The organism is Bilophila sp. 4_1_30, assembly GCF_000224655.1.
Lineage (GTDB): Bacteria > Desulfobacterota > Desulfovibrionia > Desulfovibrionales > Desulfovibrionaceae > Bilophila > Bilophila wadsworthia.
The window spans coordinates 1,063,476-1,089,727 of the sequence record NZ_JH114232.1; the positions used below are offsets into that span (position 1 = coordinate 1,063,476).

Below are 26,252 nucleotides of genomic sequence, written 5' to 3' on the forward strand. Positions count from 1 at the left end.
AGACGCAGGCTCAGGGCGACATCGCCAAAGCTCTCTACGACAACGGCGTGCAGTCGTTCAACGCCCGCAACTACAAGCAGGCCCTCAAGTCCTTCTCGGATTTCACGGACACGTACGGCAAGCACAAGCTCGTTTCCAACGCGTGGTTCTGGCGCGGCGAGTGCAATTACCAGCTTGGGAACTTCCCGGCCGCCGCACTGGATTACGAACAGGTCATCTCCAAGTATGGCTCCAGCGGGAAGGCCGCTTCCGCGTACCTGAAGCAGGGGATGTGCTTCATCAAGGCCGGGAAGAAGGACGCCGCCAAGGTCCGCTTGCAGGAACTCATCAAGAAATTCCCCAAGTCGCCTGAAGCGACCCGCGCTACGCAGCTCATGAAAGACAACAAGATGTAGGAAGCGTCATGAGCCAAGAAACCAAGCCCTACCGTACCAATGTGCATCTGACGTTTCCCCCGGCCATTTCGGGGGCGCCGCTGGTCTGCAACCTGACCCGGCTGTTTGACCTCGATTTCAACATCAGCACCGCCCAGATCACGCCGCGGCAGGAAGGTTTTTTGACTCTCGAACTGTCGGGCTCACGCGATGCCTGCGACAAGGGGATCGGCTACCTGCGGGAGAAGGGAGTACTGGTTTCGCCCGTGGCGCAGCGGATCTGGCATAATGAGGACAAGTGTATGCAATGCGGCATGTGCACGGCTCTGTGCCCGTCCTCCGCGCTGACCGTCGACATCAAAACGCGCCTTCTTGCATTTGACAAGGAAAAGTGTACAGTATGCGCGCGCTGCATCCGTATTTGCCCCGTCGGGGCCATGCAGATGGATGCTCCTGAAGAGGGTGTTCTGACCGAATGACGCCCGTGAGGACCTATAGCTCAGTTGGTAGAGCCACCGGCTCATAACCGGTCCGTCCTAGGTTCAAGTCCTAGTGGGTCCACCATATATATGAATGGGTTACGAAAGCAGTTTCGTAACCCGTTTTTTTGTTTCAAGCTTTCTACCCCGTGTCTCCGTGTGGAGGGGGAAGGCATGAGGGGCTCTGCCGGTTCGGGAATTTGAGCATCCCGCGAGAGTGAGAACGGCATAGCGGACAATGCCTTTATCCGATAGGCACTTTTGTTTGTAGCGGGATGAGTCGGTGGGGAGCGTGCGTTTTTCGGAAATCATTCCCATTCCTTCAGCCTGCGCCAGAGCGTGGATCGGCTGATGCCGAGCCGCAGGGCCGCCTGCTTCCGGTTGCCTCCGCATTCCTTCAAAGCCCGTAACACGGCGGAGCGTTCCACGTCTTGCAGCGGAGCGTTGGGCGTCTCTTCAGCTGGCTGTATCGCCTGAGGGGGACGGCGGACAAACGGGCGGCAGCTTCCCATCGCATCCGCAAGTATTTTGTCCGTGATCGTCCGCCCCGGCGAAATGACGATGGCCCGTTCCAAGACGTTGGCAAGCTGGCGGACATTGCCGGGCCAGTCGATGGTTCTGAGCTGTTCAACCGCTTCTTCGGAGAGCGGTTCAATGATGCGGTGCAGCGCTTTGCTTTTTTTGCGGACGATGAAGTTGGCGAGGCGCCGCAAATCACCGATCCGTTCCTTGAGGGGAGGCAATTCCAGAATGAGGACGGCAAGCCGGTAATACAGGTCTTCACGGAATGTTCCCTTTTCGACGAGTTCCATCAGATCCTTGTTGGTCGCCGCGATGACCCGGACATCCACGGGCGTGATCTTGTCGTCGCCGACACGTGACACTTCTTTTTCCTGAAGCACCCGCAGCAGCCGGGGCTGGAGCGAAGGGGCCATTTCACTGACCTCATCAAGAAAGATGGTGCCCGTGTTCGCCATCTCGAACAGTCCTGTTTTGCCGCCCGCCCTAGCTCCGGTGAAGGCCCCGCTCACATATCCGAACAGTTCGCTTTCCAGCAGGCTTTCCGGCAGGGCCGCGCAGTTCACGGCTACGAACGGGTTCCCGGCCCGGCGGCTCGCGTTGTGGATGCTCTGGGCGAAAAGTTCTTTGCCCGTTCCGGTCTTGCCGTAGATGAGGACCGTGCTGTCCACGCGCGCGTAGGTTTCCGCCCGTTCCTTGACCCGCTGCATGGCTTCGGATGTCCCGATGACGTCCGTGAACGAGTTCTTGGCGAAATGCCCAGAAGCGATGATCGCCTTGCGGAGTTTCTGCTCCATATTCTGGATATTATGGACTTCCTGAATAGTGACCACCGCGCCCTTGCTGTCTCCGTTCACCCTGATGGGCACGCTGGTCACGGAAAGCAGGTTGTTGCCGAGCTGACAAGGGTCTCCGGTGTGTTCCTCGCCGGTTTGCAGGGTATCCTGTACGCTCGGCGCGGACAGGAACTGGCGGATGGGGCGCCCGATGACGGCTTGCCGTTCCAGCCCGAACAGGCCCTGCGCATTGCGGTTGATCTCGGTGATCCGTCCCTCCTCATCGAGGCCGATGATGCCTTCGCTGATGGAGTCGAGGAGCGCATTGATGGTTCCAAGCCGGAGATCCTTTTCCTTATGAAGCCGGACAATCCGGATGCTCTCCTCAATGGCGTCGTAGATGACGCGTTTTTCCATGTCTATATGCACACCGTGGGCTCCGGCTTCCCGCGCCGCGTTGACCACGGGAGAGCCGCCGACGAAAGCCCCGACGCCGTTTTTGACGAGCCGCGCGATCCGGGGACGGATTTCATCAAGGCTGTCCACGGTTTCGATGAGCAGCGGCGACTTGAAAAAATCCCGCACCTGCACGGCATTGTAGATGAACGACTCGAACCCCACGATGGCGACCGAAGGGGAATATTCCAGAGCCGTGGTGATGGCGTGGACAAGATCGAAATTCGTATACCGGATTTCGAGGATATGCGCCTGGACGCGGCGTTTGAGCAGGCTTGCCGTCCCCCCGTTGCTCACGATGACCTTGGTGCCGTTTTTTTCGATGGAGGCGTTCGCCAAGCGGACGGCGTCGTCCATGACGGCTTCGTGGACGAGAAACTGTTGTCCCGTCCGCGCGAAGACCTCAAGGATGGTCTTGATGATGGGCTTGCTTGGCGAAAGAAACAGGATGTCTTCTTTGGCGATATCCATGATCGGCTCCGGTGGCGCCGTCGGGCGGCGGAATGTCTCATGACACATGTTGTGAAACATCCTCTTGTTTCAAAAAGAAACGTCTATGGCAAGCCACGCACGCCGCAATGGTTTGAAAAAAGGATTGGCTGATTTCTATTCCCTTTATATGATATAAATTTTTTTAGGAAAAAAGATGAATGTCTGTTGATGGCTCCACCCACATAGCAGGAAAATGTTTCAAGCTGTGAAAAGTGCGAGCGCATTGAGCAGGAACATCCTGTCTTCATTTGAGAAAAGAACGAATACCCACAGCCGGAGCCTTGATTGCCTGCGCGCTTTCCGGGGAGGGCGCCGTGCGTTGCGGGCGATGGGGGATATTTCTTTTTTCCTGAGAATCAAACGGGCTAGGAGGCACTGCCGCCGCGTTTGGCACCAAACTGACAATACGGTTGGGCGCATTGGTATGTGAATTGCTCAAAGGAGGCTATTCATCAACGTATTGCGGACGGAGTGCCCCTTATGAAGATTGTCGTTCTGGAACCTATCCATGCGGAAGCCATGCGATTGCTGCGCGGAGAAGCGGAAGTCGTCGCATGGGATGACCCAGCGAAACACGACTGGTCGGATGCCGATGCGGTCATTGTACGCGCCGCCTCGGTGACGCGGGAGCAGATCGCCGCCGCGCCGAAACTGAAGGTTATCGGGAAGCATGGGATAGGCGTCAACGCCATTGACGTGGCGGCAGCCCGCGAACGCGGCATTGCCGTCGTCTATACGCCGCAGGGCAACGTGAATTCCGTGGCGGAACTTGTCATCTCCATGATGCTCGCCGTGAGCCGCAACCTGTTCCCCGGTATGGTGGCCATCCGTGAAGGGGGTGCCCGGATTGCCCCGCCTGAGCAAACGGGTCTGGAACTGTCCGGAAAGGCGCTCGGCCTTGTGGGGTTCGGGCACATCGGTTCACGGGTGGCGGCCATTGCCCGCGAAGGCTTCGGGATGGATGTGCATGTTTTTGATCCCTATCTTGCTCCGGACAGGGTGCCGTCCGGCGTGGCCCTCCACCCGACCCTTGAGGAGCTGCTGGGACTCGCGGACTACATCAGCGTCAGTGTGCCGCTTACGGCGTCCACACGCGGGCTCATCGGCGCGGCGCAGCTTGCCTGCTGCAAGAAGACGGCGGTGCTCGTCAATACGGCGCGCGGCGGCGTTGTGGATGAAGCGGCCCTGTACGAGGCGCTTGCCGAGGGCAGGCTGTTCGGCGCGGCTTGCGATGTGTTCGAGCAGGAGCCGCCCTCCGCCGAAAACCCGCTTTTTTCCCTTCCCTGTTTCATCGGTTCGCTGCATATCGGAGCGAACACGGAGGAGGCGCTGATCCGTGTCGGCCGCACCGTCGCCTCCGATGTCCTCGCCGTCCTGAACGGCAGGGAGCCGCGTTTTCCCTATGGGCAGTGATTTCCCTGCGGGCCTGAGCCCGTCGGGTTTTCGTCAAGATATCATGAGGAGTTATGGAAATGACTGACGCCGTTCACGCTACGGAACCGCACGATGCCCACAAACTGGCCGAAGCCAAAAAAGCCACGGCAGCAGCCGCGTTTGGAACCTTCCTCGAATATTATGATTTTTCCGTTTATGGCTATTGTGCCGCGCGTATGTCCGCGGAATTCTTTCCGAGCGACAACCCGACCGTCTCGCTTCTGTCTACGCTGGCCGTATTCGGCCTTGCTTTCATTGTCCGTCCTCTCGGCGGGTTGTTCTTCGGGCGCATCGGCGACCGGTACGGCCGCAAGGTTTCGCTCCTCGCCACTGTTATCCTGATCGGCCTTGCCTGTACCGCTATCGGCTGTTTGCCGGTTTACTCGGAAATCGGCATCATGGCGCCTATCCTGCTGATCCTCTGCCGCATCCTGCAAGGTTTTTCCGCCGGAGGGGAAATCGGCAGCGCGGCTTCCTACATCAGGGAATGGGCCCCGCCGTCCAGACAGGCCCTGTACCTTTCCTTCGTGCCGAGCGTCGCCAACTTCGGCAAGGCGGCAGCAGCCGGACTCGCCGGGCTCACAGCCTATCTCTTTGCGGGGGAGCAGGCCTCGTGGGCATGGCGCGTGCCTTTCCTCATGGCCTTGCCTCTGATGCTCGGCTGCCTCTATCTCCGACTGAAGATCGAGGACACCCCGGACTTCAAGCAGATGAAGGCCAGCGGCAAACTTTCCAAGGCGCCGGTACGGGAACTTCTCTCCGCCTATCCCGCGTCTCTTGCCAAGCTGTTCATGTTCTCGCTCGTGCAGAACGTCGGCACCTACTGCGGTACGGTCTATGTCGCCATCTATCTGCGCACCGTCCTCAAGATGCCCGCGGCGGAGGTGGGATTCATCGTGCTCATCGCCGTAACCTGTGCGGCCCTGTTCATTCCCGTCTTCGGGATCATGACCGACCGCATCGGCGCGACCAAGACCCTCGTGGGCTGCTATGTCTGCTATATCGTCCTGAGCTATCCTTGCTATGCGCTGATGGGCGGCTCGTTCTCCATGACGGTGCTGGCTCTTGTTGTGACCATGATTCCCTATGCGCTCTGTCAGGCCGGTTCCTACTCCATGTATCCGGAACTCCTCCCTCCCAAGGTCCGCAGTACGGGCGTCTCCTTCGGCCACAGCATGGGTGCCGTGCTCGGCGGCGCGACAACGCCTTTCCTCGCGACGTGGCTCATCTCCGCCTTCAACGACATCATGATCCCGACCTATATCCTCATGTTCACCGGGGCCATCGGGCTGCTCAACCTCATGTGCCTCAAGAAGGCCGATCCCGCTGAAGGCCGCCGGTTCCGCTGAAATCCCGTCGGGGCGCTGCTGCCTCGGCTTTCCCCTCTGATGCGATAAGGAGTTTTCCCATGCAATTGTTCGACTGCACGCTGCGCGACGGCGGCAATGTCCTCGGCAACGGTTTTCCCGCGGACCTCACGGTCATGATGATCGACGGCCTGATCCGCAACGGCATCCGTTTCATCGAATACGGCAATGCCAGCGGCATGGGCGCATATGAAGGCGACGGCAAGAGCGCGCCGCTGACGGACGCCGAGTACCTTGATCTCGCCGCGCCGTTCCTCGGCAAGGCTGAACTCGGCATGTTCGTGGGCGTCAAGCACGCCACCGAACCGAATGTCGCCCTTGCCGCCGAAAAGGGCCTCGATTTTCTGCGTATCGGAGCCAATGCGGGTGATGGCGAAAAGGCCCGGGAAGGCATCGGGCTGGTAAAGAAACATGGCCTGACCGCCTGTTTTTCGCTCATGAAGGCGTATGTCCTGCCTCCCGACGCGTTGGCGGACGAAGCCAGACGGCTTGAGGACATGGGGCTCGACTTCATCACCATCATGGATTCCGCCGGGACCATGAGTCCGGACGAAGTGAAGGCCTATGTATCCAGGATGGTGCGGCGCGTGTCCATTCCCGTCGGCTTCCACGGGCACAACAACCTCGGCCTGTCGGTCGCCAATGCCGTGGCCGCCTATCGAGAGGGTGCGGAAATCATCGACTGCGGGCTCATGGGCATGGCCCGCAGCGCGGGAAACCTCGCTACGGAAATGGCTGTGGCCGTGTTTGAACGGCTCGGCATCCGCACGGCGGATATGTATGGGCTTCTCGCCTTCATCAACGACGAGCTTGCTCCGGCCATGAAGGAGCACGGTTACAGCCCCGCCGTATCTCCGCTGGATCTGACGTTCGGCTATGCGGGATGCCATTCTTCCTTCACTAAAATGCTTGATGAAGTGGCGCGGGAATACGGCGTGGATCTGTACCGCCTTGTCGTCTCCGTTTCCGAGGCCGACCGCAAGAATCCCTCCCTCGAACTGGCGCGGGAAAAGGCGCAGGAGCTGAAACGGCGCTGCGCATAACCCTGCCGTCTTCCTCCACGAGGGAGCGTTCCCCCAAAAGGCGGGAAGTGTCGAGTCCTCCCCCCGGACGAGGCGCTTCTCGTTTTTGGGGTGGCAGCCTGATTCCGTACACGAGGGGCAGAGTATTGTTCAGCTTATTCCGTGCCGCTCGTTCCACCCCATGCCAAATGGAAAGCCTCCCTCTGTCTTCAGGGGAGGCTTTCCGTCTCATTCGCTGCGGGCAGTACCGTTATCGCTCCACTGAGAGTTTTTTCGTGCGGAGATAGGCTTCGGCGGCGAGGGCGGCTATGGTGCCGTCGCTATTTCCTGGGCCTGCGGGTGGGCGTTGGAGCCGAGATTGTCCTCGTCGAGGGCGTCTTCCTTGAACTGGTAGAAGTCGGAATAGAAGCCTTGCGTCTGGTCCGTGTTCCCGTTTTCTGAGTCGTGCGAATTCCGGAGCCAGTGGATAGAGGTACCGGCTCGCTTTGCCAGCGCGGAAGCGGTAAAATACCGTGTCGGTTTTCCGGGAAGGGCTATTCGCCATCCCCCAATGCGACGGCTCCCGTCTTGCGATAGACCATATAGGCGGGGAACAGCGCGCACAAGGAGCCGAGCGCGAAGGAAGCGGCGGCAAAGGAACCTTCGGCGAGGGTAAGTTGCGGGGAGAGCATGATCCCGGTCTGGCGGAACGTGAGCAGCGCCGCGCCTTCGGAAAGGCCCCAGCCGAACAGCAGGCCCGCCAGCGTGCCCACGGCGATGCTGGCGCTGACCACGCACCAGACGCTGAGCACCAGATAGGCGCGCGGCGCGCCGAGCACACGCAGCGTGCCGAGCATCCGTTTGCGCATGGATACCGCCATCCCACCGACCAGCATGACCCCGCACAGGGCCACGAACTGCGCGGCATAGGCCATGCCGGTCATGATGTCGCGCATGTCGCCGAGGGTGGCGAACAACTCGGTCAGCACCTCGCCGGTGAAGACGCCCTGCATATTCACCGGCCTGCCGCCAGCATCCGAGACGGTCGCCGTCTGCCAAAAGGCCCGCAGGCGGTAGGCGGCGGCGATGCTTTCGGGCTTGACGACTACGGCGGAAACGCCGGGCAGTGGGGACCCCTTCCTTTCAAAGAGATGTCCAAGGGGCAGCCCATGCCCCGCATCAGGAAGCGCATCGTGGACGGACCAGACCGATTCGATGGGAATGAGGATGGCGTTGTCCCACGGCGTGCCCGTTTCCGGCAGGCGGCCTACGGCCTTGTAGCGGACATGCCCGTGTTCGTTGTGGGATGCGGAGACCTGCCCGTGCATGGGGGAAAACGTCTCTCCGAGCCGCAGGGGGACACCCGCGCCGAGCACGGCTTCGTCCTGCGCGGCAAAGGCTCTGCCTTCCGCGAGCCTCCGTTTGCCGCCGAGCGTGACCATATCCGTGGTCGTCCCCACCAGCGGGGACGCGTTCCAGCGGTCGCCGAAGGCCAGCGGCGCGGCCCAGACGACGCCTTCCTGCGTCAGGATTTCCGAAACGGCGCTCCCCGGAACCAGCGGCAGTGACTGCGGGCGCAGATAGACCGCCCCGAGCATGAGCTGTACGCTGCTGCCCTGTGCGCCCACCAGCAGGTCGAAAGCGTCGCCCGCCCGAGCCGTGCCCTGCCGTACCGCCCGTTCGGTCATGCTGACCCCGACGCCGAGGCTGAGGGACAGCGCGAGGACCAGCGCCAGCGCAAGGATGCCCCCGAAGGAGCGGCGTAGTTCGCCTTTGATCAGCATCAACGGATTCATGCCGCCTCCCGTACAATGCCCCGGTTGAGATCGAGCACCCGGTCCATGTTTGCCAGTACGGCATCATCATGGCTCACGACGAGGAGCGTGCTGTCCAGCGTCCGGGCGTACCCGGAGAGCAGCAGGGTCACCTGCCCGGCGTTGGCTTCGTCAAGGCTTGCCGTGGGTTCGTCCGCCAGAATGATGCCCGGTTTGAGCAGCACGGCCCGCGCAATGGCGACCCTCTGCTTTTCTCCACGCGACAGCGCCCGCACTTTCCGGGTGGGGCAGACATGCATGTGTTCGAGCAGGCCGCGCCCGCGCCGGATCAAGGCTTCCGGGATGCGCCATCCGGTGAAGGTGGCGGGCAGGAGTACGTTTTCCAGTGCTTCCAGCTCAGGGAAAAGCTGGAAGTCCTGAAAGATGAAACCGATATGTTGCCCGCGCCAGCGATCGCGTTCGTGTTCGGGCAGCGCGCCGGGCACGGCCGCGCCCCAGCGTACGGTTCCCCTGTCCGGAAGCACAAGCCCGCTCACGACGTTGAGGAGCGAGCTTTTCCCGGAGCCCGATGCGCCCCGGATGCCGACGTGTTCGCCGGATGTTACTTTAAGGTACGGTATGTCAAGAACCGTCCGCCTCCGCCCGCCTTCGGGAAAGGTGAGGAGGATATCCTGAAGTTCCAGCCCGTTCATACAAGATCCTTGGTTGGACGTAGGTTACAGCTTGCGGAAACGGGCGTCCCGCAGCCTGAGCTGGCTGATGAATCCGGTATCCGCATCGCGGTGCGATCCGATTTCCAGCATGCCCTCCACCTCAATGGTGGCGTTGTTCTGGACGAAGCTCTGGTTGGAGGAAAGGTAGACGACAAGGATGTTGTCGGGCCAGTCCGCGTCTGACTGGCAGAACGGGCACAGGGCCACGGGTTCGCGTGTGAGCACGAAGAAGGCGGCCTCGGCCTTGAGCGGCGGGGCCATGAAGCCTTTGATCGTGACGCGCTGCCCGGAGAGGCCCTTTACCTTGTCGGAAAACTGGAGCCCAAGGACGCCGCCCCCGCTGTAGAGTTCGTCAAACGAGAGTTCCGGCGTCGCCGCTTTCACCGTACCCGTCAGGCAGAGCAGGGCAAAGAAGAGGAGGAGCAGTTTTTTCATGGATGGTTCCTGTGGAAAAAGGGAAAAGGAGGGGAGGGTGCTTCGGCAGGAAGCGCCCTCCCCTAGGCTTGTCTTTTCCTACTTATTCCCGAGCGCGAGGGCTTCGGACATGATGCGGAAGACTTCCGTGCTGTTCATGAAGCCCCGGAAGGCGTCGGCATGAGGGCCGCGCGCGCCGACCACAAGGTCGTCGATGGAGTGGACGCCAGTGGATTCGGTGCGGGGCAGGTTGCCGATACGGAGCTGCGCGCCGGGCACATCTTTGTAGGCGGCATTGGCGATGTAATGCCCCTTCTCATCCTTGACGGACGGGACGAAGGGGCCGTCCATCTTCGGGCGGTAGGTTTCGTAATAGTCGGGATAGTTGCCGATGAACACCGCGAGGCGCTTGGACACGTTCACGTCGTCGGGGTAACCGTCGCCGTTTTCGTCCTTATAGGCGGGATAGCCGGCTTCGGCGTAGATACCCACCTTGTCGCGCATGAGCTCGCCGGGCAGGTTGTCGTCCACGGTGCCGATGACGCTGATGGAGTGGGTATGGTCGCCGGTGACGATGAGCAGGGTGTCGGGGTTCTTGTCGCAGAATTCCTGCGCAATGGCGACGACCTTGTCGAACATGATGGTGTCGTAGACGGCGCGTTCCCAGTCGAGCGGGTGGCTGTACTTGTCCACGAGGCCCGCTTCAAGCATCAGGAAAAAGCCTTCGGGGTTCTTGGAAAGCACGGAAAGGGCGGCCCGCATGGAGTCGGTGAGATCGGGCTGATCCGGGAACTTGGACACGGTCCCTTTCTTGAGGAACTTGCGGTCCAGCACGCCGTCCATGTTGCCGGTATGGAACAAGCCGAGCAGCTTGTCGGGGTTGCCCTTCACGGCCTTGGAGAGTTCGGTGTTGGACGTGGCGAGGGCATAGCCTTCCTTCTGGAACATTTCGACGTAGTTCTTGTCGTCCTTGCGCTTGGAGCCGGGGACGTTCTGAGGCAGGAAGTAGGCGGATCCACCGCCGATGATGACGTCGGGCTTCACGCTGTAGAACATATCCACGATTTCGGCCTTGTCGGCGCGGCGGCGGGTATGCCCGACCACGGAAGCCGGGGTCGCGTCCTCGATTTCGGCGTCCGAAACCACGCCGATGGATTTGCCGGTCGTGCGGCGGAGCAGTTCGGCGATGGTTTCCTGTCTGGGATCGTCCAGCGAGTCGGGGGTGCGGTCGGCGTAGACGCCGAGGGCGTTCACGCTGGACTTGTGCCCGGTCATGTAGGCGGAGGCGGTGTTGGCGGAGTCGGCGGCGATGGAATCCACGCTGCATGTGCCGAGCATAGCGGTGTAGGGCAGGGTGTCCATCGACAGCTTGCCGTTGTACATGCCGTTGGTCACGCCTTTGGACATGAGGCGGGCGCTCGTGCGGTGGCCCATGCTCAGACCGTCGGCGATGAGCAGGATGACGTTCTTGGCGACGGGGTTGTCGGGGGTGCCGTACACGTCCCAGTTGGCGGAGGCTTTCCCGGTGGGGCTCTCCACCGTCACCTTGTACTGTCCGGGCTTGAGCGAAGCGCCGCGCAGCAGCAGGGCGGATCCGTCGGCGCCCTTTTCCTTGGCGATGAATTCGGGTTTTGCGCCCAGAACGGCCTTGGCGTCCTGCCCGTTGATCAGGACTTTGGCGTCCTTTTCGGCGAGCTGGCCATCAAATTCCACCTTGAAGTCGAAACGGCTCCCGCCCAGGAAACGGGCCGTATCCACCGGATAGATGCTCGGCGCGGCTTCCGCGACGCCGGAGAAAAGCAGGGCGCCCAGCAGGGCGGGAATGATGCGTGTGTTCATGAAATATCCCTTTGTTGAGAAAAACTGTGAAAATCAGGCGCGCACGAGTTCGGCGACTTCGGCGGTCAATCCATCCAGCCCCTTGGTGCTGTACGCGCCGTAAAGCTGCATGGCGGTCTTTTGCGAAAGCACGTAGTTGCGGAACTGGTTGAAGGGCTTCTTGGTCAGATCGGCTTCCTTGATGCCATAGGAGCGGACGGCGACCTGCTTGAGGGCGTCCACGGTCCACTGGGCGGCGGGTACGCTGAGCACCCAGTCATGGTCGGCGAGGTGGGTGACGAAGCCTTCCATACGGCGGGGCATGGGCAGGGTTTTGCCGTCCTTTTCCACAAGCCCGGCCTTGACGGCGTCCTTGCCGTTGATGATGGCGGCGGCCTTCAGCCAGCCCACTACCAGTTGCTCGGACGCGGCGGCACCGGGGTGATCGTGGGCACAGGCCTGCGCTACGCACAGCTCGGGGGACAGGCCGCGCCGCAAGCTTTCGGCGATGCTGAGGACGTGGTGTTCGCCGGTGGCGGCAAGGGGCTCTTCTTTGCGGCAGGTCCCATCCGCCTGCCATTGGAAGACCCACGGCTTGTGGAGGTCGTGGAGAAGCTGGGAGGCGAGCACCACGTCGCGGTCGAGCTTCAGGCCGAACATATCGACATAGTTGTCGTACAGGGCCTTGCAGGAGGCAACGTTGAGGGCCGTGTGCGTTACCAGCCCGCCGGGATAAATATGGTGGCTGTTCCAGCCGCTGCCGGGCGCGGTGTAAAAAGGCTGAGGGCTTTTCTTCGTGCTGGCGCAGGTCGGGAAAACGGCCTTGGCGTCCTGAGCGAGCAGCCCTTGCCCCTTCAGTTCCGCCATGATGGCCTTGGCGTCGCCTTCGGCCAGCAGCGGGGCCGGGTTCTTCATGATGTCCAGTACGGCGGCGCGCAAGCCGGGGTTGCCGATTTCCGCGGCGGCGTCCTGAAGGTATTTCCACGCGGCCATGACGTACTGGGATCTCTCCGCCATTTCCTCGGGCGTCATGTTGACGCATACGTCAAGGGTGACGGCTTCCGTGGCGGCGTGGGCTGCGGAAGGGTGCAGGAAGGTTTTTCCGGCGAGCAGCACGGCTCCGGTAGCCAGCCCGCCCAGCAGGAAAGTGCGGCGACTGTGATCGGCATTCATGGAGGTTCTCCTTGTTGATCCGTTTCAGGATGAGGCAAGGGAGAACCTAGACGCCGTTCGTGGCGGAACAGTGGCCTTACTGTGACGTTTGTATTGATTGTACGAACAATCCGTATGCGTGGGTATCCGTGAAGGAGGAAGGGCGTCCGGGAGTTGCCGTACCGGATACAAAACGGATGAGCGTTGAAAGTGCCTGGCGGCCTTGGGGATGGGGAGTTCTCTAGAAAAGTTTCCCCTTCCCCAAGCCTGTCAGAGCGGCCCCCTCCTTTTCTCCATTCCGCTATCCGTCCTTTTCCAAAGGCTTCCGTACGTATCGAATCCAGTGCCCGCAGTTTTTTCCCGCACACAGCCTTCGGGATGTGCCGATTTCAAAGTGGAGATGCACGAGAAGGCGGTGAATGGGGCGCGGCGCAAGGAAGATCGGGGTGTCCAAGGCGGCTGGCGCGGGGGGGACAAAGAGATGGCCCGAAAGCGGGCCGGAGGGAAGGCCGCTTCGTATCATGAGCATGAAACCACCTTGAATCATAAAACATCTCATCGTCCTTGAAAGACCGTATATTCTGTCATAGCATGGCTTCTTTATTAGACTAACAGGAGCCCTATATATGAAGTCAGAACACCTGTTTATCATCCGTTTGGGCGATGGGAGGCATTTTGAGTACGAAGGGACGCTCGACGGCGCGAAGCGTAAGGCCTCGAAGCTCGCCACGCCGCCGGTGGCCATTCAATTGCTTGCGGAGCAGCGGCTTGTTGCCACACGAAGGCCGTATTTCGGTTGGGACGGCAAAGTGGGGTGGCACCCTTGGGAGCTTCTTGAGAGGGCTTTTTGAGCAGGGCCGCGCTCCAAAGCACTGTGCGCCGGTATTTGATTGAGATATGGCTGTATTGCCGAGAAGGAGGGCTGACGGGGGAACCGCCTCGGGTACTGGGGGGCCATGAAAAGAGGATGGAAAGAAGGCGGGCGGACACGGTGGCCCGGAAAGCGAAGGGAAAAGGGAAAAACGACGCGGATACCGGGGTGCCGATGAAACCGTCCGCCGGACATGCGCATGATCTTGCTGGGGGAGGCGGAGGTCTTCGCTTGCGGCTATTTCCTCACCCACTTGCCGAACCAGTTCCTTTTGAATCGGCCGAGATTGCGTCGGGCGTCGCCGTTGCCCAACTCGGCGGCGGCCTGAAAACATCGTACGCCTTCCTTGATGTCCACGGGGCCCCCGCGTCCATCGGCGTACAGTTCCCCAAGGCCGTTGTAGACGATGCCCACAAGCTCGTCAGGGTACGTGCTTGTTTCGCCGTCATCGGGCTCTTCCCTGTCGTATGCCTCATCAAAGCGGTCCAACAGGACAAAGGCTTCCCCATCGTCCTGCTGGACACCGAGGCCGCGCAGGTAGCAGTGTCCTAATACGCCGCAGGCAAGAGGCTTTTCGTCGTCAGCGGCCAGACGCAGCCAATAGGCGGCTTGGGCGGGGTCCTGCGGCACGCCCCGCCCGAAAGCGGCCATGATGCCCAGCGACTGCTGGGCGTCGGAGGAACCTTTTTCCGCACCGTTCCGGTAGGCTTCGGCGGCCTTGGCCGGATCTTTGTCTACGCCGAGGCCGTGTTCATAGTGGGAGCCTATGTGAAACCAGCTGCTGGCCTGCCCGTGATGCGCGGCCTGCCGGAACCAGCGCATGGCTTCGGCTTCCCTGCCGTGTTCTTCACGGCACATTTTCCCGCACCATTCCTCCCAGTACGGATTGCCTGCCGCCGCGCCCCGAAGGGCTATTTCCCATTGCCTGCCCCGGTCCCTGGGGAAGCCTTCCGAACCGGAAAACAGGTTGTAGAGGTTTTTGGCCGCATCGGAGAGGCCGCCGTTGAGAGCCTTTTCAAGCCACGGAAGGGCGTGACGGGCCGTATCCGCGCGCAGTCCGTCCGGGTCATGGAAGGCCGTTTGGGGATCGATGCCGTCGATTTCGAAACAGTCCCCGAAATAATACGTGTTGCCGATCATGTATTGGCAGAACGGATGCCCCGCCTCGGCCTTGCTAAGTACGTCGTCCCGCGCTTCTTTCAGGGAGGCGAAGGGCATGGCCTTGCGCGCGGACGGCGTCAGCTCCCCGCAACGCATGGCGAGGAGCACGGCGCAGGCGCTGCCCCTGCGGATTCCTTCTTTCAGGAGGGACACGGCCTTTTCGCCGTTGATTTCCAACGCGGCATATTCCCAAACGTACCGCTCGCCCATGTACGTGCGGGCAAGGAAACACAAGGCGTCCGGGTCTCCCGCATCGGCAGCCTCGCGCAGGAGCCGCACGCCCTCGGCCGTTTTTTCAGGATCGAACTGCATCCATATAAGCCGGATGCCTTCTTCGGTCTTGTCCGAAAACACCTTTTCCATGATCCTGTCTCCACAGGGGCCGTTCAGCCGGGGCTTCCCGTCAGTCGGCTTCCCCGCGCCGTTTTTTCACTTCTTTGGTGACGTCTTTCCATTCTTCCATATAGGGAAGCCTTGATTTTTCGTAATAGCCTGAAAACCAGAAGAGAACCTGAGCCCGGCGCGGTGTGGCGATCCTGAAGTACCTGTCCTCGTCAGGCAGGGCGGCTTCCACCACATAGTTGTCCCCTTGCCTGCCGTTGAGGGAGAGGTAGCCATCATAGCCGCCCGGGAACATCAGGAAGAACGAGCCGTAATCGCCGCCGTCCACGCCGTCGAGCGCGGCTTCCACGTCCTCAAAGGATGTGTTTTCGAAACGCTTGTCGTCCACGAACAGGATCGGGCGCTCTTCAGGCCAATCGTTTTCCCATGATTGCACATGCCAATCGGCTATGTCCGGGACGGCGCGGCGCATGAAGCAGTCCCGGAACAGGAGGCCGGCTTCGCGTCCGGGCAGATCCCTGAACTCGCGCAGGTAGTCGTCACCGCGACGTATGTAGGCGGAAAGCCGCAGCGTTTCCGTCTGCCCCGCATCCTGCTCGCAGGCGATATACAGGCATTCCTCACCGGAAGGCAGGAACAGCGGCGAAAGGGGCGTCAGAACCAGCATGTCGCCGGGCTTGATGCGGGCGATGCTTTCTTCCACGGTCTGTTCCGTAGCCAGCGACGTCGGAACGCCGTCGGGCCCGGCATAGGAAAAGGAAACGGGCTTTCCGGCCTGTCGGCGCGCGTTCACCCGGCGGTTGATTTCCCGCCTGCCCTCGTCATCCATGTTCATGAAGTCGGCCATGGCTTCAAAGCCGCCGGAAACGGCGTCGGGCACGCTTTCGAGCAGGCAGGCGCGGGCTTTGTCCAGTACGCTCCGGGACGGAAGGGACGCTTCCAGTATGGAGCCGTCAGCGTCCACCAGACAAAGGAGGTAGGCCGTTTCGCCGTGTTCGCGTTCCGGTTCGAGGATGTCGGAGAAGATGCCCCGGATGCGGGAAATGAGCATGGCCTCTTGAAAAATGGCCCATTCCTTTCCGATGGACAGCCCGCCGAACCGTTCGCCGTGCTGGAGGATATCGGCATCGATTTTCTGAAAAACGGCCTTCGGATCCACGGATTCCGCAGGGTATTGGGAGAGGACGGATTTGCCGAGGCGGCTGTGCCGGGAAGAGAGGCAGCGGAAGAGAGCGGAGAGCAGGCCGCCCAGACCGATGACACCGAGCATGGCGAGCCCCTCAGCGAACAGTGTGCCGTTTGGGGCGGCATCGTTCGCTTTGAGAAACGACGCCGTCAACAGGCTTCCGGTTGCTCCGGCAAGGAACGCCCCAAAGCACAGGATGAAGTGAAGCCTGTGTTCCCTGAGGCAGGCCGCACGAGCCCGGAGTGTTGCGGAATGTTCCAGTTCGTCACTCATGGTGTAGCCATACAGGAGCCGCATGGCATCGTCAATTTGGGTATGGCGTATGGTTCAATGGCAACAACATGCCGCTGGAAAGAGAAAAGGGGGAGAGGTACGCCGTGCCCCCTTTTTCTCCCTCCAATCCGCCAGGCTCCCGGTTGATGGGGAGTCGGCTGATATGCCGCAGGGCTGGTGCTGTTTCCCTACTGGCGGGAAACGGAAAGGAAGATGCGTGATGCGCGTTTCAATAGGATACGGCTTTTCTCAGGCGCGTTTTCCGGTAGAGGATGTAAAAGAGGCGGACGCGTTGGAAAAGGGAGGATGCCCCTTTCATAAAAGGCCTTCCCCCTGCTCCTGACATCCTTAAAGCCCTTGCCTTTATAGGCCGTCCGGTGCGAGCGGAAGAGGCTCCAGCCCTTGGACTCTCCAGTCCATGCCGCGCAGGGTTGCGTCATCCGGGACGCTCCCTTCCCCAATACGCAGGGACCCGGAAACATCGCGGACAGGCCCCTCGAATGGGGAAGCGCCGTTACGGATGGCCTCCTTCGCCTCACGGACACGAACCCGCACGGTTTCGGGTACGGCCGGGCCGAAGGGGGAAAGCCCCACGACGCCTTCTTTGATGCCGTAAGAGACGTTGCGCGGCCTCCAGATGCCGAAACGTACCTGCGTGAGCAGATCCCCGAAGGCATTGCTCCATTCCCATTCCGGCGCGGCGAGGCATAGAGGATCGACGGCACGGCCCGCCGTCCCCACATAGCGCACCGAATGTTCGCGCAGGCGCTCCACAAGGGACGGAAGTGCCCGTTCCAAATCGACGATATCGGCCCCGGCCGCAATCAGCGTTTTGAGTTCTTCATCGGGGGCGTTGCCGGGTGCGTACAGCACCCGGATTGCCGCCTTGGACTTTTGCGCGCCCAGTGTGAATGCATTGGCGTTGCGAAGTCGGGAGGTTTTCGATTGGTAGGGATCGTTCGCCAGATAGCCGATGACCCCATTCTCCGAAAGCGCGCCCGCGATCAGCCCGGCAAGGTAATGCGCTTCGTAGGTGCGGGCCTGAAACCCGCTCATGTTGTCATGCACGGTCTCATCCGTACAGGCGAAGAACACGGTATTCGGGCTCCGTTTCGCCACGTCGCAGGCCGCGGCGTAGAGCAGGGGGCTTGTGGTGATCAGCACTTCCGGATCCATCTCGGAAAGCTCGTTCAGATCTTCGGCGTTCCCGGGCGGGACGGAAGATACGATAGTGGGGATACGCAGGGATTCCAACGTATCGCGCGCCCGGTCAAGGCTGCCGATCCAGCCCGCCGGGGAGGCATGGGGCTCCCCGCCCGGGGGCAGGAGCAGATGGACGAAGGCAATGGCGGGCCGTGGCTTCGCCGCCGCACTCATGGGGCACGGCAGGATGAAAACGGCCAGCAGCAGGATAAACGGCAAGGAGCTTCGGAATGGCTCCGCCTGTCTCATAAACGGGAATCCTGCCATTCCGGGGCTCCTCCTTTTCAAGACGCGTTCTCTAGTCGATCGTGCCGATGACGCCTTCAACGAACCAATCCATGCCGAGCAGTTCCTTGTCGGAAGGAACCATGCCCGTGGGGATGCGCTCAACGCCTTTCTGATCTTTGATGGGGCCCGTGAAGACAACGAGTTTGCCGCTTTTGATGTCGGCCTTGGCCGCCTCGGTCAAGTCGCGCACGTTTTGCGGGACCATGGGGCCGTAGGGGGCGATATCCACCACGCCGGTTTCCATGCCGTACCAGAAGGAGCCGTTTTTCCACGTCCCGGCGCGGACCTGCTCCACGACGTTTTCGTAGACGGGGTTCCACGACCATATGGCGGAGGTCATGTGAGCCCTGGGCGCGACCCGGCTCATGTCGGTATTGTAACCGATGGAGTAGGTCCCCTGTTCCTGTGCGGCTTCTTGCGGCCCGCTGGAGTCCTGATGCTGCGCGATGACGTCCGCGCCCTCTTTGATGAGGTTCTTGGCTACGCTCTTTTCCATGGCGGGATCATACCATGACTTGGTCCAGACCACGCGGACTTCGGCCTTGGGGTTCACGGCGCGCACGCCGAGGGTAAACGCATTGATGCCGCGGATGACTTCGGGGAGGGGGAAGGCCGCCACGTAGCCGATGACGTTGCTTTGGGTCATGGAACCGGCCACAAGGCCGGTAAGGTAACGGGCCTGATAGATCCGGCCGAAATAGTTGCTCATGTTGGGGGCGGTCTTATAGCCGGAGCAGTGCATGAACGTGGAATTCGGGAACTGTTCGGCGACGTTGAGCATGGAATCCATGTAGCCGAAACTGGTCGCAAAAATGATATCGTAATGCTTACGGGCCATGTTCTGGATGATGCGCTCGGCGTCCTGCCCTTCGGGTACGCTTTCCACATACGAGGTCGTCACGCCGGGCAGGGAGCTCAGGAACTTGCGGGCCTGATCATGCGCGTATGACCACCCTCCCTCGCCGATCGGGGAAATATAGATAAAGCCGACCTTCATTTCTTTTTGGACGCCTATGGCCTGGGCCGGCGCGGAGGCCAGCCCGGCCGCAAGAAACAGGGCGGCCATCAAGAGCACGAGTGTACGCATGGGATATCTCCTGGGATATGGGAAACCACGGTTCCCGGGAGGGCTTCCCGGGTTTTCTCCAAAGAATGGACGGTAAACGATTTGGAAAGACGTTTCAAGACGAGGCGTTCCGAAAGGGAAATACGTTTTCCACATATGGAGGAAGCTTTCATGAACTCTGAAAAGCCATTGAATCCGCCTTGTCCCGCTTGGGAGAGTTTCCCTTCCGGTGCCTTCATCCGTTTGTGCGTGATGGCCATGTGAGGGGGCGGAGCGTGTTCGCCATGCCTGCCCTCCAGAGGGCTTTGTGGTAAATGTGTTGCGATGGCAAGGCGATGCGGGATCCGGAGCGGCGGCTCATTGCAGTGCCCCGCGTTTGATGGTATGTGAAAAAAGATGTTCCGTGACCGGGAGGCTTGCCCCTGTCCCCAAGGTCACACACTGTTCAGGGGCAGAACGGAGAGCTGGACCATGAGCACGATCGCTTCAGTTTGGGCCCGCGAAATTCTTGATTCGCGCGGCAATCCTACGATAGAGGTAGAAGTTTCCCTTGATTCCGGTCATGTAGGCCGTGCCGCCGTCCCGTCCGGGGCTTCCACGGGGACCCGCGAAGCGCTGGAACTGCGCGACGGAGACAAGGCTCGTTATAAAGGCAAGGGCGTCAGCAAGGCCGTTGAAAACGTGAACACCGAGATCGCGGAAGCGATCGTGGGCCTCGACGCGCTGCGCCAGGTGCAGGTGGACAACACCATGCTGGATCTGGACGGCACGGACAACAAGTCCCGCCTCGGCGCCAACGCCATGCTCGGCGTGTCGCTCGCCACGGCCCGCGCCGCCGCCGAATCCCTGGCCCTGCCGCTGTACCAGTACATCGGCGGCGTCAACGCCAAGGTGCTGCCCGTTCCCATGATGAACATCATCAACGGCGGCGCTCACGCCCCCAACAACTTGGACATTCAGGAATTCATGATCATGCCCGTCGGCGCGCACACGTTTGCCGACGGCCTGCGCATGGGCTCCGAAATCTTCCATACTCTGAAAACCATCCTCGCCGCCGATGGCCACATCACCAGCGTGGGCGATGAGGGCGGCTTTGCTCCCAACCTCAAGAACCACGACGAGGCGTTCAGCTACATCCTGAAGGCCATTGAGGAATCCGGCTACAACCCCGGTTCCGAAGTGGTGCTTGCCATCGACGCGGCGGCTTCCGAGTTCCACAAGAACGGCAAGTACATGATCGGCGAAAAGGGCGCTCTGAGCAGCCCGGAAATGATCGAATGGCTGGCGGAATTCACCGCCAAGTATCCGCTCATCTCCATTGAAGACGGCCTTGCCGAAGACGACTGGGACGGCTGGCGCGAACTGACCGATGCCCTTGGGGACAACATCCAGCTTGTGGGCGACGACCTGTTCGTGACCAACCCCGATATCCTCGCCGAAGGCATCGAAGAGGGCATCGCCAACTCGATCCTCATCAAGGTGAACCAGATCGGCACCCTGACCGAGACCCTCGACGCCATCCAGCTTGCCAAGGAATCGGCCTACACGACGGTCGTTTCCCACCGTTCCGGCGAAACCGAGGACAGCTTCATCGCCGACCTCGCCGTGGGCGTGAACGCCGGTCAGATCAAGACCGGTTCGCTCTGCCGCAGCGACCGTCTCGCCAAGTACAACCAGCTTCTCCGCATCGAGGAAGACCTTGACGACGCCGCCATGTACTATGGCCCCGTCATGGGCGCCAACCTCGCTTTCGACGGCGAAGAATAAAGCAACCGGGGAGGGGAAGGGGAGCCTTTTGGAAAAGGCCCCCCTTCCCCTCCCCGACCCCCTCCCTTTCCCCGCGAAAACTTTGACTGGCGGGGAGGCCGCGCGGAGGGAGTCCCGTTGAAAAAACGAAAGGCTGTGAACGGATGTTCGCAGCCTTTTTGCTTTGCAAAGGAAGAGTCTTCTTCTTTCTCGCCAGCATCCATCAGGCGGGGATTCCTTTTGAGCCGCCTCCCCACCCAGTCGAAAGTCTTGGAAAAGGAGGGGGGCCGGGGGAGGAATAACCCTTCTTCAGAAGGGGTTTCCTCCCCCGGTCATCTCCACTATTTCTTTTCAGGCAACGGGCCGCGCGGGAGGAAACGCCACGTGTCGCGGATTTCCATAGCGGCTTCGTTGATGAAGGGAATGTCGTTGTAGTAGAGGGCGCCGATGGGCACATCATATTTTTCCTGTGCCGCGGCGAAATCCTGATGCAGCTTGCTGTAGGGCACCCAAAGCGGGGTGATGACCCAGAGCAGCAGCCATATCGTGAACATGCAGAGAAGCAGTTTCACATAGCCGGGGAGAGGGCGTCTGGACATGATGCGTTTCCTATGAGGGGTGCCGGGAAGATCCCGGCCCGGTGAGCTTTTGAATAAGGAGGTGGAATCGCCGGGCGATCCCACCTCCGGGTCCGGGCTTGCCGGAAGTGGCGCACCCGGAAGCCGGATGCGCCGATGAGTCCGTTAGATCTTCGCCGTGATTTCGGGGAAGACGAGGTAGAACATCACATACGCCATGAGGAGGGTCAGAGCCAAGTTGAAGGACTGGCCGCAGACGTACAGGATGAGGGGCTTGCCGCCCTTGAAGTAGGGGGCGAGTTCGCGGAAGTTGGTGCTCAGGCCGATGGCGGTAAAGGCGAGCACGAAGAACCACGTGCGGACGCCCTTTTCGATGCCGTCGATGACGCCCTTGTTGATGAGGGCGGTGCCGAGGTCAGGGCCGAGGTCGGCGCTGTAGATGGAGAAGATGATCGAAGCGGTGAGGAAGCCGATGACGAACTTGGGGAAACGGTGCCAGATTTCCATCAGGCTGGTTTCGCGTCCGGCGGTCTTTTCAACGCTGGTGCACCAGTACACGGCGATACCGAAGGCGGTCACGCCGATGAGCACGTTCTGGATCATCTTGATGGTCGCGGCCACGTACATGGCCTTGGGGCCGAGCAGCGCGCCGGCGGCGGCCACGGCGCCCGTGGAGTCGACCGTACCGCCGATCCACGCGCCGCCAAGCACTTCAGGCAGGCCGAGGTACTTGATGAAGGCGGGCAGGGCCACCATCATGATGGCGGTAAAGGTCATGGACAGGCCAAGGGCGAGGGTAAGCTCTTCTTTCTTGGCGCGGCACGCGGCGGCTGCGGCGATGGCGGCGGAGGTGCCGCACACGGACATGTCGGCGGAGATGGTGATGTTCAGGGTCGGGGAAGCCATCTTGAGGACCTTCTGGCCGAAGATGAAGGTCGTGATGAGCACGATGGGGGTGACCACCCACGCCACGAAGATACCGGCTGTGCCGATGGCGATGATCTTGTCGAACAGGATTTCCGCGCCGAGGAGCACGAGGCCCGTCTTGATGAAGTATTCAACCTGAAGCGCGGGCTTCATCCACTGCGGGGTGCCAATCGTGTTGGCGATGATCATCCCGAACATGATGCCCCAGGGCTCCACGCCGATGCCGTAGTAGGCCATGGTGGACTGCTGGCCGAGGATCATGGCGATCACCACCACGACGAACAGGCCCACGAAGCCGATGAGGAACTTGGGCAGATTCTGGCCCATGATGAAGATGCCGATGCCGAAGAACAGGCCAAAGGCGACCATCAGCAAGGGCAGGGTGGTGAAGAGGTTTACGGGCTTGGCCTTGGCGGAAGCCTTGGACGCGTCGGACTTGGCCTTGGTCCAATCCTGGATGGCCGCTTCGGCGGCGGTGTTCAGGCTGGCGTCCTTGTAGCCCGCGTCGGCGGCGAGCTTTTCGGCGGCCTGAGCGGCGGCGAAAGAGCTTTCGGCCTTGGCCTTGGCGGCTTCAGCCTTTTCCTTGTTGGCCGCGTTCTTCGCGTCGGCTTCAGCCTGGCTGGTAAACATGGACTTCATGGGATTGTCCGTCCACTTGCCGGGGCTGGCGATGAATGCCTTGATTTCCTTGGCGATAGGCAGGTTGGTGCCTACGACGCCCTTCTTGGCGTCCTGAGCCTGGATATACGCGATAGTCTTAAATGGAGCCTTCTCGGCTTCCACCTTCATAATCGCGTTGGACTTATCGATCGTTTCTTTATAACTGGCCGGAGCGCCATTGATGAAAATGCAGATGGCCGCGATGAGCAGAGCGAAACCAAGCCAAATGGCCCAGTAGTCTTCCTTCTTCCACAGGTCTGACCAATGCGATTGAGCTCGGTCTACGACCACGTTGCTGTTTTCATTTGCCATAACAGTCTCCTCCTGGCTTGGGGCATGTGCCGAAAGCCAAATCTGTTTTGGTGAAAAAGTTCACCGATTCCTCTGCCTGTGAGCGGTTGTGGAGTTTACGGCTCCACAGACCAGACGCCTTTAGTCCGACTAATAACAGGACACGGTCTATTGTCAACCGAATTTTGAATGTAATAGCGGGTTATTGGGGAACGAATACGGAGCGGAGGGGAATAAGCTTTGTATATGAACACAATAGACTGAATGATCAATCAAAGGAGAAGAAGTTTGATATGATTTGGACAAGAGGGCGCATACGGAACGGTATATAGGGCACGAAACCGAATAAGTGATTCTGCTTTTTTCTGTTTGTATTGTTTTAACATGTTTATATTGTTATAGTATATTGGATAAGCGTTTCTCCCTTCCCTCCTGGAGTTCCGAACCCATAAGGCCCATCATGCCCTGGAGTTCACCAGGAAACTCCAGAGAGACGTTCTCCTCAGGAAGGGGGCTTTTGGAAAAAACTCGAGAGTTCCATGCCGCAAGAACATGGGGATGCAAGGGATAAAAAAGAACGGGATGAGATAGAATCAGGGGGAACGGCGCGGCATCGTTACGCAGATGCAGCTGTTGTCGACAAGAAAAGAGGACGGTCATCAGCCCCTTTCAGCCGCAACGCAACAGCAGGGCAACACGAAAAAGATACACAAGGACAATGTGTTCGGTACTGAATCCAGAGGCTGAACTCATGGAATCGCCGTTTATGATGCAGCGAGGTGTATTCAGTGTGTACTCTCCGTCATGGGTAATGCAGATTTGCATTGCCCTATGAAGCGATACGTCATCATCCGTAGGCTGTTTCTTGTCCATGCTGAAGCGTCACGGCTTCGAGGATAGTTTATTACCTGTATTTTCCTCTAGATAGCTTCAATTATTCGTGCGGAGACAGTTTCAAAGCGTACAGTGCAGTCGGGTAGGAGGGGGTTACCAGACGTTATAATGCACTTTCTGTTCGTCGTAACGTTCTTTATGCGAGAAAGGCGTCTCGGAATAGCCGAGGATGGCAAGGCCGAGCGGCGATACGGCATCCGGAAGATTAAAGAGCTCACGGAAAGCCTGTTCCCGTTCGGGGACGGGGTGGACGCCGCACCAGAGCGAAGCCAGTTCCTTGGCGCGTGCCGCGAGCAACAGGTTTTCCATAGCGGCGGAGCAGTCCTGCACCCAGTATTTGCCGTAATTGGCCGACGTGGTGTCCCCGCAAACGAGGATGGCGAGCGGAGCCTGCTTGATCATACCCGCATATGGATGGAAATTCGGTATCTTATCCAGTTTCTCGCGGTCCGTGATGACCACGAACCTCCACGGCTGGATGCCCCCTGCGGTAGGCGCGGACATGGCGGCGCTCAGCAATTCTTTGACGAGATCTTCTCCGACGGGCCGGTTCAGGAACTGGCGAATGCTGCGGCGAGTATGGAGGACTTCAAAGGCATCCATAAGAACGCTCCTTTCATTGGGTTTGTGTTCGTTGCACCATACCAGAACCGTTTTTGTTGCACCAGAGCCGATTTGCCGGGCTCCCTCAGTGGAGATGCCGTGTAGCCCGCACGGATGTTTGGATATTCTTTTTCGGCGCGTCAGGGCTTGTCACTGCGTTATCATGCGTGTATTCTTTCCGGTCTGGACAAAGAAACGAGGGGTTCGTTCCTGCTGTGTTCGTACCCCGGACGTATTTCGTTTGCTGGCTTTTTTTCTTCATTCTTTTTCGTGATAGCGTGTTTTGAAGGAGTTTTTATGGCTGGTTTGCCGGGTCCCGGAGATCGTATTGAAGCCCGTTGCACTCGCTGCAATGACATTACCGGGCATGTCATCGTCGCCCTTGTCGGCGGGGAAATTGTCAAGGTGGAATGCCGCGCCTGCGGAAGCGTGCACAAGTATTACCCGCCTGCGACTCCCAAGGAAGCGAAGGGAAAGACGGCCGTTTGTCGCGTAAAGGCCGGTGAGACCCGCAAGGAGGCCGTGAATTCCTTCAAGCCCACCTCTACGCCTTCCACGGCCGCCGCATCGCCCGCCGCCGTGTCCCGGGCCGCCGCCAAAGCGCAAAAGGCCGCTGAGGACATGGAGCAGAATTGGCAGCGCACCATGAACATGACCGCCGCTTCCGCCCGCCCCTACGCCATGAACGAGTCCTTCGCCGTCGGCGATGTTATCGATCATCCCAAGTTCGGCAGCGGCGTCGTGCAGGAAATCTTTCCTCCCGATAAGATGCAGATCCTCTTCCGCGACGGCGCCAAGATGCTGCGCTGTGCGTGCTGAGGGGCAGTAAAGAGGTTTTGAGATTGGGGAGAGGAGCACCCCACGGTTCTCCTCCTCCCCAAAAACTGCCGGCACGATTCGCACCCACCCCCTCCTCTCCCAAGACTTTCGTCTTTATCGAATCCCTGTTCCGGATTTTTCTGTGATTATCATAACCAATTCTTTGGAATGATGGACTTTGTTGCATTGAAAGCGATAGCCTGTTGCGAAAGTACGGTGTAACAATAACGGGGCGATCGAAAACGAACGGTTCCAAACCGGCTTGCGCCGGTTTGGAACCGTTCGTTTTCGATCGCTCTGAGGGGGGCCGGGGGAATCGACCCAAAGGGCGGCGAAGCCGTGACCGTTAGGCGAGCTTGCGAGTCTTACGGGCATCGCACGCAGAGCGATTCCCCCCGGCGGGTACAGGGCGGAGCCCTGCCGGGGGGCAAGGGGCAACGCCCCTTGCCGCCGGAGGCCTTACGGCATCATGGCGCAGAGCATGAGCCCGGTCGTGACCGGAAGCCCGCACATGATGTTGGCGTTGGCGATGCCCTGCCCGGATGCGCCGCGGCAGACGTTGTCGATGACGGAT

21 protein-coding genes, 1 tRNA gene and 1 pseudogene are annotated in these 26,252 nt (G+C 60.1%); 9 read left to right on the plus strand and 14 right to left on the minus strand.

Annotated features, from left to right (window positions below):
* The 3 genes from ybgF to HMPREF0178_RS11320 all read left to right on the plus strand — a co-directional run.
* Positions 1–395, plus strand: a 395-nt coding sequence (gene ybgF, locus HMPREF0178_RS11310) for a tol-pal system protein YbgF (RefSeq protein WP_009733523.1), incomplete at its 5' end; no start/stop codon positions are given.
* A gap of 8 nt (positions 396–403) precedes the next feature.
* A complete protein-coding gene (locus tag HMPREF0178_RS11315) occupies positions 404–853 on the plus strand; it encodes an NIL domain-containing protein (RefSeq protein WP_009733524.1) in 450 nt (149 codons plus the stop codon).
* 9 nt (positions 854–862) lie between these two features.
* A tRNA-Ile gene (locus HMPREF0178_RS11320) sits at positions 863–938 on the plus strand.
* Positions 939–1,161: 223 nt separating this feature from the next.
* Here HMPREF0178_RS11320 and HMPREF0178_RS11325 read toward each other — a convergent pair.
* Positions 1,162–3,075: a sigma-54-dependent Fis family transcriptional regulator gene (locus HMPREF0178_RS11325; protein ID WP_009733526.1), complete on the minus strand. Its 1,914-nt coding sequence runs from the start codon at positions 3,073–3,075 to the stop codon at positions 1,162–1,164.
* A 501-nt stretch (positions 3,076–3,576) separates the two neighbouring features.
* On the opposite strand from HMPREF0178_RS11325, the gene HMPREF0178_RS11330 reads away from it, so the two are divergent.
* The 3 genes from HMPREF0178_RS11330 to HMPREF0178_RS11340 are packed head-to-tail and all read left to right on the plus strand — an operon-like array spanning position 3,577 to position 6,940.
* Positions 3,577–4,509, plus strand: a complete 933-nt coding sequence (locus HMPREF0178_RS11330) for a hydroxyacid dehydrogenase (protein WP_009733527.1) — start codon at positions 3,577–3,579, stop codon at positions 4,507–4,509.
* Positions 4,510–4,568: 59 nt separating this feature from the next.
* Positions 4,569–5,879: an MFS transporter gene (locus HMPREF0178_RS11335; RefSeq protein WP_009733528.1), complete on the plus strand. Its 1,311-nt coding sequence runs from the start codon at positions 4,569–4,571 to the stop codon at positions 5,877–5,879.
* Positions 5,880–5,938: 59 nt separating this feature from the next.
* Positions 5,939–6,940: a 4-hydroxy-2-oxovalerate aldolase gene (locus HMPREF0178_RS11340; protein WP_009733529.1), complete on the plus strand. Its 1,002-nt coding sequence runs from the start codon at positions 5,939–5,941 to the stop codon at positions 6,938–6,940.
* A gap of 512 nt (positions 6,941–7,452) precedes the next feature.
* On the opposite strand, the gene HMPREF0178_RS11350 is transcribed toward HMPREF0178_RS11340, so the two are convergent.
* The 5 genes from HMPREF0178_RS11350 to HMPREF0178_RS11370 all read right to left on the minus strand — a co-directional run bounded on the left by HMPREF0178_RS11350 (position 7,453) and on the right by HMPREF0178_RS11370 (position 12,791).
* On the minus strand, positions 7,453–8,694 hold the full coding sequence (locus tag HMPREF0178_RS11350; protein WP_009733530.1) for an ABC transporter permease: 1,242 nt from the start codon (positions 8,692–8,694) through the stop codon (positions 7,453–7,455).
* Entirely contained in the window at positions 8,691–9,365 is a 675-nt protein-coding gene (locus HMPREF0178_RS11355; protein ID WP_009733531.1) for an ABC transporter ATP-binding protein, read from the minus strand. The genes HMPREF0178_RS11350 and HMPREF0178_RS11355 overlap by 4 nt, the downstream gene beginning before the upstream one ends.
* 24 nt (positions 9,366–9,389) lie before the next feature.
* Positions 9,390–9,821: a hypothetical protein gene (locus HMPREF0178_RS11360; RefSeq protein WP_009733532.1), complete on the minus strand. Its 432-nt coding sequence runs from the start codon at positions 9,819–9,821 to the stop codon at positions 9,390–9,392.
* Positions 9,822–9,899: 78 nt separating this feature from the next.
* Complete coding sequence (locus HMPREF0178_RS11365; protein ID WP_009733533.1) at positions 9,900–11,639, minus strand: alkaline phosphatase; 1,740 nt, start codon at positions 11,637–11,639, stop codon at positions 9,900–9,902.
* Between the two features lie 33 nt (positions 11,640–11,672).
* On the minus strand, positions 11,673–12,791 hold the full coding sequence (locus HMPREF0178_RS11370; RefSeq protein WP_009733534.1) for a hypothetical protein: 1,119 nt from the start codon (positions 12,789–12,791) through the stop codon (positions 11,673–11,675).
* Between the two features lie 605 nt (positions 12,792–13,396).
* On the opposite strand from HMPREF0178_RS11370, the gene HMPREF0178_RS11380 reads away from it, so the two are divergent.
* Positions 13,397–13,621, plus strand: a complete 225-nt coding sequence (locus HMPREF0178_RS11380) for a hypothetical protein (protein ID WP_005025324.1) — start codon at positions 13,397–13,399, stop codon at positions 13,619–13,621.
* 257 nt (positions 13,622–13,878) lie between these two features.
* Here the strand turns inward: HMPREF0178_RS11380 and HMPREF0178_RS11385 are convergent, their stop codons facing one another.
* The 4 genes from HMPREF0178_RS11385 to HMPREF0178_RS11400 all read right to left on the minus strand — a co-directional run bounded on the left by HMPREF0178_RS11385 (position 13,879) and on the right by HMPREF0178_RS11400 (position 19,181).
* A complete protein-coding gene (locus HMPREF0178_RS11385) occupies positions 13,879–15,165 on the minus strand; it encodes a tetratricopeptide repeat protein (protein WP_009733536.1) in 1,287 nt (428 codons plus the stop codon).
* Positions 15,166–15,205: 40 nt separating this feature from the next.
* Positions 15,206–16,627 (minus strand): hypothetical protein, encoded by a 1,422-nt coding sequence (locus HMPREF0178_RS11390; RefSeq protein ID WP_009733537.1) that lies wholly within the window; start codon positions 16,625–16,627, stop codon positions 15,206–15,208.
* 339 nt (positions 16,628–16,966) lie between these two features.
* Positions 16,967–18,055 carry a BMP family ABC transporter substrate-binding protein gene (locus HMPREF0178_RS11395; RefSeq protein ID WP_232281259.1) on the minus strand — a complete coding sequence of 363 codons (1,089 nt, stop codon included), beginning with the start codon at positions 18,053–18,055 and terminating at the stop codon, positions 16,967–16,969.
* A 49-nt stretch (positions 18,056–18,104) separates the two neighbouring features.
* Positions 18,105–19,181: a BMP family ABC transporter substrate-binding protein gene (locus HMPREF0178_RS11400; RefSeq protein WP_005025330.1), complete on the minus strand. Its 1,077-nt coding sequence runs from the start codon at positions 19,179–19,181 to the stop codon at positions 18,105–18,107.
* Between the two features lie 450 nt (positions 19,182–19,631).
* Here HMPREF0178_RS11400 and eno point away from each other — a divergent pair, with 450 nt between their 5' ends.
* The gene (eno, locus tag HMPREF0178_RS11405) at positions 19,632–20,927 is read left to right on the plus strand and encodes a phosphopyruvate hydratase (RefSeq protein WP_005025332.1); all 1,296 of its coding nucleotides are present in this window, start codon (positions 19,632–19,634) and stop codon (positions 20,925–20,927) included.
* 320 nt (positions 20,928–21,247) lie between these two features.
* On the opposite strand, the gene HMPREF0178_RS11410 is transcribed toward eno, so the two are convergent.
* The 3 genes from HMPREF0178_RS11410 to HMPREF0178_RS11420 form a co-directional block, all read right to left on the minus strand.
* Entirely contained in the window at positions 21,248–21,505 is a 258-nt protein-coding gene (locus HMPREF0178_RS11410; protein WP_005025335.1) for a hypothetical protein, read from the minus strand.
* 144 nt (positions 21,506–21,649) lie between these two features.
* Entirely contained in the window at positions 21,650–23,383 is a 1,734-nt protein-coding gene (locus tag HMPREF0178_RS11415) for a YeiH family protein (RefSeq protein WP_009733539.1), read from the minus strand.
* Between the two features lie 966 nt (positions 23,384–24,349).
* Complete coding sequence (locus tag HMPREF0178_RS11420; protein WP_009733540.1) at positions 24,350–24,859, minus strand: nitroreductase family protein; 510 nt, start codon at positions 24,857–24,859, stop codon at positions 24,350–24,352.
* Positions 24,860–25,156: 297 nt separating this feature from the next.
* Here HMPREF0178_RS11420 and HMPREF0178_RS11425 point away from each other — a divergent pair, with 297 nt between their 5' ends.
* Positions 25,157–25,678 (plus strand): hypothetical protein, encoded by a 522-nt coding sequence (locus tag HMPREF0178_RS11425; protein ID WP_005025341.1) that lies wholly within the window; start codon positions 25,157–25,159, stop codon positions 25,676–25,678.
* Positions 25,679–26,137: 459 nt separating this feature from the next.
* Here the strand turns inward: HMPREF0178_RS11425 and argC are convergent.
* Positions 26,138–26,252, minus strand: a pseudogene (gene argC / locus HMPREF0178_RS21555) (N-acetyl-gamma-glutamyl-phosphate reductase); the annotation flags it as partial.